Source organism: Mangrovihabitans endophyticus (assembly GCF_014646155.1).
GTDB lineage: Bacteria > Actinomycetota > Actinomycetes > Mycobacteriales > Micromonosporaceae > Actinoplanes > Actinoplanes endophyticus.
The window spans coordinates 59238-73010 of sequence record NZ_BMMX01000012.1 but is presented as its reverse complement, the minus strand read 5'-3'; the positions used below and the strand labels follow the sequence as shown (position 1 = coordinate 73010).

The following is a 13773-nucleotide window of genomic DNA, read 5'->3' as shown; positions in this document are numbered from 1 at the left end:
TGGTTTAGCAATAGTTTAGTACCTCGGCCATGCGGATTTTTCGTCCCCGAGGCGGCTCGCGATCGACATCAGAGCGCTTCTAGCTGGGATTTTGATGCCGGTTGCCGCACTCGCGCCCGTGATGCGAGGGAAGGCACGAAACACGCCCGCCTCATGAATTAACAATCTTGACACGGCAGATTCAAACCGGTTTGATCGCCGTGTCGAGGCGTTGACGGCGGAGGCCGTCCCGCCACGACGCCGGCGACGGAGACGACGATCGGGCCGCTACGGCCCGGATGAGGAGATACCGCGATGAGGCGTCTGACACGAGTGGTGGCGCTGGCCGCAGCCTCGGCGGTGGCGCTGCCGCTCGCCGCGTGCGGGTCCGGAGGCGACGGCGGGACGGGCGGCGAGCTGACGAGCGGGCCGATCAAGGTCTGGACCTCGACGAACGAGCAGGAGATCGCCTGGACCAAGAAGGTCGTCGAAGCGTGGAACGGGGAGTACCCGGACGAGAAGGTGACGGCTCAGGCCATCCCGGCCGGCAGCTCGTCGGAGGACGTGATCGGGGCGGCGATCACCGCGGGGAACACGCCGTGCTTGGTCTTCAACACCGCACCGGCGGCCGTCCCCGCGTTCCGCAAACAGGGTGGTCTGGTCGACCTCTCGAAGACCTTCGACGACGGCGAAAAGTACATCACCGGCCGTTCGGGCACCGGGGCGGACGGCTTCCGCAGCACGGACGGGGACCTCTACCAGCTCCCCTGGAAGACCAACCCGTTCATGCTCTATTACAACAAGACAGTCTTCCAGAAGGCCGGGCTAGACCCGGAGAAACCGCAGCTCAAGACGTACGCCGATGTGCTCGCCGCGGCGAAGGCGGTCAAGGATGCCGGCGCTGCGGATGTGGCGATCTATCCGCCGGCGACCTCGGACTACACCAACATGCTCTTCGACTTCTACCCCTTCTACCTCGCCAATTCGGACGGCACGCAGTTCATCAAGGACGGCAAGGCCACCTTCACCAATGCGCAGGGCATGGAGACGCTCCAGTTCTGGCAGACCCTCTATGCGCAGGGCTACTCCTCCGCCGAGGCGTACAGCGGTGACATGTGGGCGGGGCCGTTCGCCGACGGTGTCGCGGCGATGGGCGTCGCCGGCCCGTGGGGCAAGGGACAGTTCGACGGCAAGGTGGAGTTCGGCGTCGTGCCCATGCCCACCGCGCACGGTAAGGCCGCCGACGCGACGTCGACCTTCGCCGACTCGAAGAACATCGGGCTCTACACCGCGTGCGACAACAAGCAGACCGCGTGGGACTTCGCGAAGTTCGCCACGAACGACGACAACGACCTGGCGCTGCTGGAGACCACGGGACAGTTCCCCACCCGTACCGACGTCACCGATCTCGCGTCGGACTACCTCGCCCAGAACGAGTTCCTCCAGCCGTTCGCCGCGTCGGTCCCGCTCGCCGTCGACGTGCCGACCGTCGATGGTCTCGCGGAGAAGATGCAGGTCTTCCGCGACGCCTGGAGCAGCGCCGTGCAATCCGGCAAGGGCGATCTGAACAGCACCTTCGGCGCAGCGGCGACCAACATCGACAAGATCTCCAGCTGATCCGGAACGGACAGGGAGACTCATGACCACCCTCCGTGACGCGGAGTCCCGGTCGAAGGGGTGGGGCACTGCGCGCAGCGCCCCACCCCCGGGCCGCGGCGACCGCAGGCCCACCCAGCGCCGTCGGCGCCTCCAACGCATCCTCGGTGAGCACCCGCTCGGGCTGCTGTTGAGCGCCCCCTACACGGCGTTCGTCGTCATCGTCTTCCTGGTCCCCTTCGGGTTCGGGGTGTGGATGGCGTTCCACGACTTCTTCTTCACCGCTCCCGGCGTTGCGGTGCCGCACCCCTTCGTGGGGCTCGACAACTTCCGGCAGGTGGTCGACGACGCAAGCGTTCGGCAGGCGTTCGGCAACCTGCTCGTCTTTCTCGTGGTCAACCTCCCGTTGACCGTGGTGCTGGCGCTGCTGCTCGCCACCGGACTCGACGCGGTCGTCCACTGGAAGGGCTTCTTCCGGGTCTCCTACTACATCCCCTACGTCACGGCATCGGTCGCGACGCTCGCCGTGTGGATCTTCATGTTCAACGGCAACGGGGTGGTCAACAGGCTGCTGGGTGATCTCGCGCCGGACCCCACCTGGTTGGCGAACCAGCACCTCATCATGCCGCTCATCGCGGTCTATGTGACGTGGAAGAACCTGGGCTTCTACGTGCTGCTCTTCCTGGCCGGGCTGCAGGCCGTCCCGCAGGAGCTGCACGAGGCGGCGAAGGTGGACGGTGCCGGCGCGTGGCGCAGGTTCCGCACGGTCACCCTCCCCGGGGTCCGCCCCGTCACGTCGCTCGTGGTGCTGCTCTCGATCATCATGACCGGCCAGATCTTCACCGAGCCGTACCTGCTCACCGGGGGCGGGCCCAACGGCGCGTCGATGACGCCCGCGCTGCTGATGTACCAGAAGGGCATCCAGCAGGGAAAACCCGACGTCGCCGCGGCGATCGGCATGATCCTCGTGCTCGCCGTGATGATCCTGTCGCTCGTCTCGCGCCGCCTGACCGAGAGGAGAAGCTGACATGGCGACCAACGCCACGCCGGCGACCGCCGGAACTCCGCGGACGACCGAGGAGCACAGTGACCGGGCCGGTCACGGCCTGCTCGCCGCGCTGCGCTTCGCCGTCCTGCTCGTTGGCGCGTTCCTCGCGCTGGTGCCGTTCTACTACATGATCGTCGGTGCGCTGCAGAAGGAGCGGGACACCAGCATCCTCGGGCTGCTGCCGCTGCCGGGCAATCTGACGCTGGACAACTTCGTCGGCGTCAACAGCTCCATCGACCTGCTCGGATCGCTGCTCAACTCGCTGATCATGACGGCCGGCGTGGTGGGCTGCACCCTCGTTCTCGGCCTGCTCGTGGGCTACGCGCTCGCCGTCCTGTCCTTCCGCGGGCAGGGTCTCGTCTTCGCGCTCGTCCTGCTGGTCCAGGCGATCCCGTTCCAACTGCTGATGGTCCCGCTGTACGTCATGGTGGTGCGCTACTTCAACCTCGCCGACAGCTACCTCGGGATGATCCTGCCGTTCGCCATCAACTCGGTCGCGGTCCTGATCTTCCGGCAGTACTTCCTCCAGATCCCTCGGGACGTCTTCGACGCCGCCCGCATCGACGGGGCGAGCGAGCTGCGGATCCTCGTGTCGGTCGCGGTTCCGCTGGTCCGTCCGGCGGTCCTCACCGCGATGCTTGTCACCTTCATCGGTCCGTGGAACGAGTTCCTCTGGCCGTTCCTGGTCACGAAGGACGCCGCCATGCAGCCACTGGCGGTGAGCCTGGCGAACTTCTCGCAGGCGAACTCGACCTTCCAGGCGAACCCGATGGGCGCCGTCCTCGCCGGGGCGTGCGTCCTGGCGATCCCCGCCGTCGTCCTGTTCCTGCTCTTCCAGCGGCACTTCAAGTCCGCGAACCTCGGCTCGGCCCTCAAGGGCTGAACCTCACACCTCAAGGCTAGGTAATGACCCAGGCGAACCAGATCTCCCCCCTTTCGACCGTCCCCTATCGGCTGCGCCGGATCGGCACCGTCATGAGGCCCGAGCCGGGCAACGCGCTTGAGGTCGAGGGCGTGCTGAACCCCGGTACGGCGTGGGGGCCCGACGGACACCTCTACCTCTTCCCCCGCCTGGTGGCGCAGGGCAACGTCTCGCGCATCGGCCGCGCCCGGGTGATGGTCGAGAACGGGGTACCGGTCGGCGTCGAGCGGCTCGGCGTCGTGCTCTCCCCCGACGAGGGATGGGAACACGGCCGACAGAACGCCGGTGTCGAGGACCCGCGGATCACGTTCGTCGAGCCTCTCGGCATGCACGTCATGACGTACATCGCGTACGGGCCGCTCGGACCTTGCCCTGCTCTCGCGGTGTCGTCGGACACGGTGGCCTGGCAACGTCTCGGGCCGATCCGGTTCGCCTACCAGCCGGAGCTGGACACCGACCTCAACCTGTTCCCGAACAAGGACGTCGTCTTCTTTCCGGAGGCTGTCCCGGGACCGGACGGACAGCTCGCCCTCGCCCTCCTGCACCGTCCGATGTGGGATCTCGACTGGTTGCGCCCCGGAGAGGGCGCGCCGGCGCCGGCGGGCATCGAGGACGTACGTCCGTCGATCTGGATCGGTTACGTCGGCCTGGACGAGGTGCTGCGCGATCTTTCGGCACTCACGTACGTGCGGGGGTCGAAGCTTCTCGCCACCCCGGAGATGCCGTTCGAGGAGTCCAAGATCGGCGGTGGGCCGGCGCCGTTGCGGGTGCCCGAGGGGTGGCTCGTGCTCCACCACGGCGTGACCGGAGCGGACGTCAAGGGCTTCGAGCTCGCGTACGGCGCTTGCTACACCGCAGGCGCGATGCTGCTCGACCCGAACGACCCGAGTCGGGTGCTGACCCGCACCCCGGAGCCGCTCCTCGTACCCGAGACCGACGAGGAATTGCAAGGGACGTTGGGCAACGTCGTCTTCCCGACGGCCGTCGAGGAGATCGAGGGCCGCACCTTCGTCTTCTACGGCATGGCGGACTCCCAGATCGGCGTCGCCGAGCTGGAGCGCCGTGCGGACACCCCCATGGAGAGAATGTGAGACGAGTATGAGACGCATCAGATTACATATCGCGGTCGCCCTGAGTCTCATACTCGGTGGCTTCGGGATCGCGGTCGCACCACCGCCGGCATCCGCCGCATCCGTTGACGAGGGCGTCGCGACGATCATCTCGCGACTGCGGGAGTACTACCTGGCCCAGGGCGACGAGGTCAAGATCGCCAACGGGATCTTCCTCGGCCGCACCTCCGAGGCGCTGCAGTACGTCGCATCCGAGCAGGCCGACGGCTCCTGGTCCGACGTGGATTACGCGGACCGGACCAGCTCCGCCAACGGCCGTGTCTGGCAGGCGTACATCGCGCTGTACCGGATGGTCGCGATGGCCCAGGCCTACCGCGACCCGTCGGCGCCGGGGTACGAGAAGCCCGAGGTGCTCAACGGCCTGGAGCGTGCGCTCGGATATTGGGACGCCGTCGACCCCGGGAACACCAACTGGTGGGAGACGGAGATCGGCGAGTCCATCGCGATGGGCCGCATCTCCACGTTTGTCGGCGACGCGCTGAGCGACGACGCGCTCCAGGTCACCCTGAAGCACAACAGCGGCAAGCTGGACCCGGTCGGCGCGAACGGCGCATGGCGGACCACCAACTACCTTTTCGAGGCGCTCGCCACCAAGAACGCCGACAACATCCGCGCCGGGTTCGACACGATGGTCCAGACCGTCGCCGTCGACAACTCCGGCACGGTGCGTGAGGCGGTCCAGCCCGACGCCAGCTTCTGGGCGCACGGTGCCCAGCTCTACAGCGAGGGCTACGGCATGGCCCTCTTCACCAACGTCGCCCTGTGGGCGGACGCCGCGCGCGGCACCACCTTCGCGTTCAGCCGGGACAACCTGGACACCATCGCCTACTACATCATCGACGGCACCCGGTGGATGATCCGCGGCGACCTCGGGATGCTCTACCTGTGGTACCGCCCGACGCCGACCATCGGCGGCGTCACCAGCCACGCGGCGGAGTTCATCGAGCCGCTGACGAAGATGGTCCGCGTCGACCCGCTCTACGCCAGCGCGTACCAGGCGGTGCTGGACAGCATCTACGGCCGCACCCGCACCAACGGCGTCACCGGTGACAAGTACTTCTGGCGCTCGGAGTACTACTCCCACCTCCGCGACGACTACGGGATCTTCACCCGGGTGAACTCCAGCCGGATGGTCGGCAGCGAGTACCGCTCGATCTTCCGTCCCGAGGTCGGCAACGAGATCGTCTGGAACAGCGCCGGCAGCACCACGATCCAGGTGAACAACCACGAGTACGACCTGGGACCGGCCTTCGACTGGTTCCACTACCCCGGAGTGACCGCCCCGTACGTCAAGGACCAGGTCCAGGGCTCGACCGGCAACGGCGGCAGCTTCACCGGCGGCGTCTCCGACGGCACCTACGGCGCGAGCGTCTACTCCCTCGACCGGGCCGCCACCAAGGGGAGCAAGAGCTACTACTACTTCGACGACGAGATGGTCGCGCTCGGCGCGGGGATCGACTCCGACTCGGCCGCCGCCATCCACACCACCGTGAACCAGGCGGTCGCGAAGTCCAACGCCTCGGTCAACGGCAAGGCCGTGCCGGCCGGCACCGACTCCGCCGCCGTCGCGCACCCGACCTGGGCGTACAACGACGAGGTCGGCTACGTCTTCCCGGGCGACCAGCAGGTCCTCGTCTCCAACAAGGCGCAGACGGGTAACTGGATCGACCAGGACCCGGTGACCCGGGACGCCTTCACCCTCTACTTCGACCATGGGGTCAAGCCGACCGACGCCGGCTACCAGTACGTGGTCCTGCCGGCGAAGACGCCCGCGCAGGTCAAGGCGTACGCCGCAGACCCGGCGGTCGAGGTGCTGCGCAACGACGCCAAGGTCCAGGCGGTCCGGCACGCCGGGCTGCACCGCACCATGGCGACCTTCTACCAGGCGGGCAGCCTCGACCTGGGCGGCGGGCACTCGCTTGAGGTGAGCCAGCCCTGCATCGTGATCCTCGACGAGTCCGGCGACACCCCCGTGGTGAGCGTCGCGAACCCGAGCCGGCCCGGCCTGGTGGTGCACGTCGCCGTCCAGGGCACAAAGGGCGCATACGACGGCGTCGTCGCACTCGGCTCCGGGGCCGACCTCGGTCGGACCGTGACCGTGCCGCTGACGGCGAGCGCGCCGGGTGGCCGGTCGGCGTACACGGCGAGCAGCTCCGCGAAGGGCGGCACCGCCGCGCTGGCCGGCGACGGCGATGAGTCCACCGCCTGGCACTCGGCCGGTGACGGCACGGCGTGGCTGCAGAAGGAGCTTGAGCCCGGCACCCTGCTGACCAAGGTGTCAATCACCTGGGGCGACGACTCCGCGAAGCGCTACCTGGTGCAGACCTCGCTGGACGGCAAGGTCTGGACCGACCGCAGCTACGCCTCGGACGGTTCGGGTGGACACGTGGATCTGGAGATCGCGCCCACCCTGGCGACCTTCGTCCGGGTGCTGATGGTCACCAGTTCCGGCGGACATGGGTACGCCGTCAAGGAACTCGCCACCGAAGCGAGCGTCAACCGCGCGCTGGGCCGGCCGGTCACCGCCTCCGGCTCGGGCAGCGGGGCCGCCGGGAACGTGACCGACGGCAGCACGGAGACCCGGTGGATCGCGAACTTCTCGGACACCGCCTGGGTCCAGGTCGACCTGGGGTCGGTCCAGCCGGTCAAGTCGGTCCGGCTCTGGTGGGAGGCGTCCTACGCGAAGCAGTACAAGATCCAGCTCTCCGACGACGGGAAGACCTGGCGGGATGCCTTCGCCACCAGCGGTGCGGGCTCCGACGGCGGCGTCGACCTGATCAAGATGGACGAGACCGCACGGTACGTACGGATGCAGTCCGTGCAGCGGAGCACCACCCAGTACGCGGTCTCCCTCTGGGAGTTCGAGGTCTTCCCGGACGACCGGGTCACCGACGCGCCAGCCGCGTCCTCCGGTCGGGAGAACCTCGCGCTCGGCCGGCCGATCAGCGCCGACTCGGTGTACAACACCACGTTGGCGGTGACGAACGCGAACGACGGCAACCCCACCACCCGGTGGTCGTCGCAGCGGCAGGACGCCCCGTACACCACCGAGCGGTGGCTCCAAGTCGACCTGGAGCAGGTCCGCAACGTCAACCAGGCGGTCGTCACCTGGGAGGCCGCGACCTCGAACGACTACCGCGTGGAGGGCTCCCTCGACGGCGAACACTGGACCGAGCTGGCGCACGTGCAGAAGTCGTCGGACGACCCCAAGAACGTCGTCGACTTCACACCGACGGATGTCCGGTACCTGCGGGTGATCGGTCTGCCCACCACGAAGTACGGGATCTCGATCTTCGAATTCGAGGTCTTTGGCGGCTACACGCTGACCTGTGACGCCTCGCCGCTGAAGGTGGACCCGCGCAAGAAGAAGGCGATCGGCGTGGCCACCATCTCCCCGCATGACAAGGACGACGAGGTCAGCGTCATTTCGCTGGACGACAAGGTCGTCGCGGTCTCCGGCACCCCGAAGATCGACGGCGACGGCAAGGTGACCGTTACCCTCAAGGCGGGGAAGACCGGATCCACCTCGCTCCTGCTCACCCATGCCAAGGGCGACGAGTACGTCCAGTGCCCGGTGGCCGTCGCGGCCAAGACCGCCAAGCTCCAGCGGCTCGTCGACCGGGCGAACAAACTGGAAAGCCTCCGGTACACGCCGGCGAGCTGGGTTCCGCTGTTGCCGGCGCTGGAGGCCGCCAAGTCGACCCTGCGCGCCACCGAGGCGACCCAGGCTCAGGTCGACCGGGACGCGAAGGCCCTCGCCGACGCACTGCACGGGCTGGTCAAGCAGCGGCCCGACCGGAAGTCCCCGACCGTCACGGTGAAGGACGGCTCGAAGGGACGGGACGGCGTCTTCAGCGAGGTCAGCTTCAAGCTGTTCGACGAGGGGCTGATCGACAAGGCGGTGCTCAACGGCACGGTGAAGGACCTGACCGACAACAAATGGTCGGACCTGAACTACGTCAAGCCCGGCGTCTTCGGAGCCGTCGAGGGAGCGAACAAGCTCGAAGTGTTCGACATCGCGGGCAACGTGACCACCGTCGACTTCACGCTGGTCAAGCAGGGATAAGAACGTTGTACCTGCCGGGTCAGCAGTCCTCCACGGAGGACTGCTGACCCGGCGGCGTTGCGGCGAGCCCTCATGTCGTACCGGGGAATCGGACCGTGACCACCAGGCCGCCGGTGGGGCCGGCGACAAGGTCGAGGGTTCCGTCGTGAGCGCGGACGATGCTCCGCACGATGGCCAGGCCCAGGCCGACCCCCGCGTGCGCGTCCGTGCGCACGCGCTCGGTGCCGCGCTGAAACGGCTCGGCGAGGGTCGGCACCAGGTCCGGCGGCAGCCGATGGCCGGTGTTCTCGACGCGCAGCAGGCTCGTGCCGTGCTGCTCCTCGGTGTGTACGGTCACGGTGCCGTCGGTGGGGAGGTTGTGGACGATCGCGTTCTGGACGAGGTTGGTCGCCATCCGCAGCAGCAGCTCGGCGGAGCCGTTGGTCCGGGCCGGTGCGCCCGTGACGTCCAGCGTGATCCGTCGCTGTTCGGCGAGCGGAAGCAGGGTCTCGGCGGCCTCCTCGGCGACCAGGGAGAGGTCGACGGTGTCGCGGGCCAGCAGATCGCCGCGGCTGAGCAGCAGGAGCGCCTCGGTGAGGTCGATCGCCCGCGCGTTGACGTGGTGCAGTCGCTCGATGAGCTCGGGCTGCACCTGCGTGGGGTCCTTGCGGGCGACGTCGAGGAGTGTCCGCGTGATGGCCAGCGGGGTACGCAGTTCGTGGGAGGCGTTCGCGGCGAACCGTTGCTGCTCGGCGACGTGCGATTCGAGTTGGTCGAGCATCGCGTCGAAGGTGTCGGAGAGTTCCCGGAACTCGTCTCCCGAGCCGGTCATCCGGATCCGATGGGACAGCGAGCCGTTGCCGGCCCGCCGCGCCGCATCCGTGATGCGGGTGAGCGGCGCGAGCATCTGGCCGGCCAGCATCCACCCGCCGACGAGCCCGAGGGCCAGCAGAAACATCAGCACGGCGGCGGCTCGCGGGGCGAAGGCGTCCAGCAGCTCGGACCGGACCGGGAAGACACCGGTTCTGGGCACCTCGTCGGAGCCGGGGGCGGGGACGAGATGCGCGCGTTCGGGGACGTAGCGCAGGAGGAACAACCACACCGTGGCGAGCAACAGAACGCCGGCGAGCATGAGGAATCCGGCATAGCTGAGGGTGAGCTTGACGCGAACGCTCAGCCCCTGCGGCCTATCCACGTCCGCCGCCCGGCCGCCCGGCGTCCGGTTGCGGGTCGATGCGGTAGCCGACGCCCGGGACGGTGGCGATGATCCACGGTTCGCCGAGCCGTTTGCGCAGTGCGGAGACGGTGATGCGGACCGCGTTGGTGAGCGGGTCGGCGTGCTCGTCCCAGGCCCGTTCCAGCAGCTCTTCGGCGCTGACCACGCCACCCTCGGCGGCGACCAGGACCTCCAGGACGGCGAACTGCTTACGGGTGAGCGCCACGTACCGTCCGTCACGGAAGACCTCCCGGCGGAACGGGTCGACCCGCAGACCCGCGATTTCCCGGACCGGTGGTCGCGCGTACGCACGTCGGCGGTCGAGCGCCCGCAGCCGCAGCACGAGCTCCCGCAGGTCGAACGGCTTGGTGAGGTAGTCGTCGGCGCCGAGCTCGAACCCGGAGGCCTTGTCGTCGATCCGGTCGGCGGCGGTGAGCATGAGGATCGGGATGCCGATTCCCGCGGCGACGATGTGCCGGGCGACCTCATCACCGGAGGGGCCGGGGATGTCCCGGTCGAGGACCGCGAGGTCGTACGAGTTGACGCTGAGCATTTCCAGGGCGGAGTCACCGTCGCCGGCGATGTCGGCGGCGATCGCCTCCAACCGCAGACCGTCGCGGACGGCCTCGGCCAGGTAGGGCTCGTCCTCCACGATCAGAACGCGCATGCCCGAAGCCTATGGTCCGCACCAAAACCCGCCGATGACCGCAGACCGGACACGCGGCTCACGGGACGGGCGACGGCGTGCGGCTCGGCTGGTCCTGCGGCTCTGCCGCCGCGCTTCGCCACCAACGGCGCGACGCCAGGCCGAAGAGGGCTGCGCCGGCGGCGTTGACCAGCACGTCGTCCACCGACGACACACGGTCGAGCCGGAAGACGTACTGTGCGGTCTCGACCAGGAGGCCGTATGCGGTTTTGCATATGCCCGCGATACGCCCGCGTCTCAGCCACCCGAGCCGCCCCCTGCGCCATCGTCCGGCGGCGCGCCGGTGACCGCCTGATTCTCCCGCCCGATGAGGTCCACCAGTGGTACGCCGTCCCGATTGTCGAGGATGGCGCCGGCCCAGCCGGTGTCCGGATAGAGACTCCAGTTGGCGCCGACACCGGGATTGCCCCCGGCGCGCTGGTATGCCCATTGACCCTCGACGATGCCGATCGCCAGCCCGTAGGCGCCGAACGACGTCGGTCCGTGCGGGATCTTCGCGCCGAAGAGCACATCCGCCCAGGGCCGGTCCAGCAGCGTGCCGTCGGTCAGCGCGTGCGCGAACCGGATCAGGTCCGGCGCGGTGCTGAAGCCACCGTCGCCGGGGGCGTCGATGAAGGCGCGGCCGGGGTTCTTGCCCAGCATGTACGACTCCGGGCTGCCCTGGTCCAGGTGGTGCAGCGCGTCCACCACGCTGCCGTCGGCCACCGTCATGTACGGGGTGTGCGATGTGTGGATCGGTCAGCCACTGCGGCCGGGTGTAGAACCCCGAGCCGGTCATGCCGCAGCGCCGGAAGACGTTCTCCGTGACGTAGTCCCAGTACGTCATGCCGGTCACCGCCTCCACGATGAGCGCGGAAATGGTGACTTCGGCTTCCGCGTGGGCGCTCCGGGGCACGCCCGGGACACCGACCAGTGTCGCCTGCCGGGCCCGCCGCTCGTAATACCCGTGCACCTCCTCCCCGCTGTTGAAGATGCGTTGCACGTCCTCGTCCGGGGAATCCAGCCCGGACAATCCGGAGAGCAGGTGGTGGATGTTCACGTGCTCGGCGATGTCGGCGGCGAAACCGGTCAGGTGTTCGCCCACCGTGTCGGTCAGCCGCAGCTTGCCCCGCTGCGCCAGTTGCAGGATGGCCACCGCGCGGAACGTCTTGCCCGCGGAACTGAGGCTGAACGCGGTGCCCTCGTGGTTGCGGATCCCCCGCTCCTCGTCGGCCATGCCGTAACTGCGCGAGAGCACGGTCCGGCCTCGGTGCGACAGCATTACCACGCCGGAGAACTTGCCCTCGGCGGCCAACCGCGCAATGTACCGGTCGTAGGCGCCGCCGGGCCGGGTGTCCGGCGGGATCCGGTCGTGCCCGGACGAGGCGGCGGAGATCGGTTCGGCGTGCGCGAGCCCGGCATGCGCCAAGGGCGCGCCGACGGCTGCCAGCCCGCCCCACTGCAGTAGTCGCCGCCGGTCGACGCCCGGCACCGATGTCGATGTCATGGTCACGGTCCTCCCCCAGTCGGGAATCCCGGCGCAGACCGTGCGCCGGGGTTGTTCCTCCACTGAAGACGGACGACCGTTGCCGGGGCGTATGCGAATTTCGATACGCCCACGAAACGCGCGAGGCCGGGCTATCGGGTGGCCGACGGCGCCGGACGGGCCGGCACGCTGTGCCCGGTGGACCTGCCCTGGATGAGGAGCAGCACGGAGACCAGGACCAGAAGCGCCACCACGCCGCCGACCACCATCACCACGATCTCGTGGCGCGCCACCCGCCCGGTCCGCTGGGCCGACGACGCGGGCGTCCTCGCATCGGCCTGCGTCCCGGCTTCCTGGTAGGCCGCCGCAGCCACCTCTTCCGGGCTGCCCAGGCGCTCCAGCACCTCGACCAGTTCACCCTCGGATGAGGCATGCTCGCGGGCCTCGGCGATGTGCTCCTTCAGCGCGGCGAGCAGTTCTCGACGCTGCAGCAGCGGCAGACCGCTGAGGCGCAACTCCACCTCGTGCAGGTATTCGTCGGCCAGGTCCGTCTGATTGCTGGTCATTGTTCACCGATCCCTACGAGACGATCGACGGTCTGTCGGAACGAGACCCATTCGGTTCGGAAGTGCGCCAGCGCCGCTCGGCCGCTGTCGGTCAGCGTGTAGTAGCGCCGCGGCGGGCCGCTCGGCGACTCGCTCCACTCGCTGTTCAGCCAGCCGACGCGGCGCAGCCGGGACAGCAGCGGATAGATCGTGCCCTCGGTGGTGGCGAGGCTCCGCTCAGCCCCGAGCCGGCGCACGATCTCGGTGCCGTAGCAGTCCTCGCGCTCGACCATGGCCAGCACACAGAACTCCAGGGTTCCCCGTCGCAGGCTGGTGGAAAGCTGCGCGGCATCACTCATGCACGACATGGTACCTTGCACCGCAAGGTAGCTTCAAGCCCGGCCCTGCACCCGCGGTCTCGGTGCGCCTCAGTAGTAGGTGGGCTGCGGCTCGTCCGGGCGCGCCCGGACCACGTCGAGCTCCGCATCGTTCAGCAGCGCGTCGACCGCTGCCCGGGTCGCGCCGATCCCCGCCCAATGTGGGTCCACGTCACTGGTGAAGCACCAGCTCCGGTCGTACGGCCAGACGAATGCCGGCGGCCAACCGCCGATGTCGTCCTGCCACGTGTCGATGCCGCGCAGCGGCCCGCGGAGCAGGGCGTATCGCCGGTGCGGCAACTCAACCATCGCCCCGTCCATCGCCTCGGGCGGCAGCTTCACGTCCGAGTAGCCGTCCCAGACGCAGAAGAAGCAGTCGCCGGGCGTGGCGGTGAACGCGGCAAGCCGGTGCAGAGCCCACCCGGTCAGGGCACAGTCCGTGGGATGGTCGTCGGGGACCTCGACGTCGGCCTCGACCTGACCCGGGTGGCTGGGGTCGGGAATGAAGCGCAGCCGCGCGTACGCCGGAAAGCCCGCCGGGCCCATGGTGATCAACTGCATGGCGGGGGTCGACGCCTGGGCGAGCCAGTCCGCGGCCGTCGTGTCGTGGCAGTAGGTCAGTTGCACCGCGTCCCCCTCCGCTCGCCCGGCCACATCGCACCGGCAGCGTATCCGCCGCCGGGTGTCTCCCGACGGCATGGGCAGACTCGTGTGGGCGGTCGATCGTCGATCGCCCGCCCACCC

11 protein-coding genes and 1 pseudogene are annotated in these 13773 nt (G+C 68.7%); 5 read left to right on the top strand and 7 right to left on the bottom strand.

The features are described from left to right. Positions 1–294: 294 nt before the first annotated feature. The 5 genes from IEY73_RS15580 to IEY73_RS15560 are packed head-to-tail and all read left to right on the top strand — an operon-like array spanning position 295 to position 8741. Positions 295–1596 (top strand): ABC transporter substrate-binding protein, encoded by a 1302-nt coding sequence (locus IEY73_RS15580; protein ID WP_189079926.1) that lies wholly within the window; start codon positions 295–297, stop codon positions 1594–1596. A 22-nt stretch (positions 1597–1618) separates the two neighbouring features. Continuing rightward, positions 1619–2602, top strand: a complete 984-nt coding sequence (locus tag IEY73_RS15575; RefSeq protein ID WP_189079925.1) for a carbohydrate ABC transporter permease — start codon at positions 1619–1621, stop codon at positions 2600–2602. A gap of 1 nt (position 2603) precedes the next feature. Next, positions 2604–3506: a carbohydrate ABC transporter permease gene (locus IEY73_RS15570; protein WP_189079924.1), complete on the top strand. Its 903-nt coding sequence runs from the start codon at positions 2604–2606 to the stop codon at positions 3504–3506. Between the two features lie 23 nt (positions 3507–3529). Beyond that, entirely contained in the window at positions 3530–4636 is a 1107-nt protein-coding gene (locus tag IEY73_RS15565; protein WP_189079923.1) for a glycoside hydrolase family 130 protein, read from the top strand. A 7-nt stretch (positions 4637–4643) separates the two neighbouring features. Beyond that, on the top strand, positions 4644–8741 hold the full coding sequence (locus IEY73_RS15560; RefSeq protein ID WP_189079922.1) for a discoidin domain-containing protein: 4098 nt from the start codon (positions 4644–4646) through the stop codon (positions 8739–8741). 70 nt (positions 8742–8811) lie between these two features. Here the strand turns inward: IEY73_RS15560 and IEY73_RS15555 are convergent, their stop codons facing one another. The 7 genes and pseudogenes from IEY73_RS15555 to IEY73_RS33570 form a co-directional block, all read right to left on the bottom strand. Beyond that, positions 8812–9915 carry a sensor histidine kinase gene (locus tag IEY73_RS15555; RefSeq protein WP_189079921.1) on the bottom strand — a complete coding sequence of 368 codons (1104 nt, stop codon included), beginning with the start codon at positions 9913–9915 and terminating at the stop codon, positions 8812–8814. Further along, entirely contained in the window at positions 9908–10603 is a 696-nt protein-coding gene (locus tag IEY73_RS15550) for a response regulator transcription factor (protein WP_189079920.1), read from the bottom strand. The genes IEY73_RS15555 and IEY73_RS15550 overlap by 8 nt, the downstream gene beginning before the upstream one ends. A 276-nt stretch (positions 10604–10879) precedes the next feature. Further along, on the bottom strand, positions 10880–11353 hold the full coding sequence (locus IEY73_RS34125; protein WP_268240451.1) for a serine hydrolase: 474 nt from the start codon (positions 11351–11353) through the stop codon (positions 10880–10882). 22 nt (positions 11354–11375) lie between these two features. Continuing rightward, positions 11376–11903 (bottom strand): annotated as a pseudogene (locus tag IEY73_RS34120) (serine hydrolase domain-containing protein); the annotation flags it as partial. Between the two features lie 356 nt (positions 11904–12259). Further along, a complete protein-coding gene (locus tag IEY73_RS15540) occupies positions 12260–12673 on the bottom strand; it encodes an HAAS signaling domain-containing protein (RefSeq protein WP_189079919.1) in 414 nt (137 codons plus the stop codon). Further along, the gene (locus tag IEY73_RS15535; RefSeq protein ID WP_189079918.1) at positions 12670–13011 is read right to left on the bottom strand and encodes a PadR family transcriptional regulator; all 342 of its coding nucleotides are present in this window, start codon (positions 13009–13011) and stop codon (positions 12670–12672) included. Before IEY73_RS15535 ends, IEY73_RS15540 begins: the two co-directional genes overlap by 4 nt. 69 nt (positions 13012–13080) lie before the next feature. Continuing rightward, positions 13081–13683, bottom strand: a complete 603-nt coding sequence (locus tag IEY73_RS33570) for a hypothetical protein (RefSeq protein ID WP_229715861.1) — start codon at positions 13681–13683, stop codon at positions 13081–13083. Positions 13684–13773 lie beyond the last annotated feature (90 nt).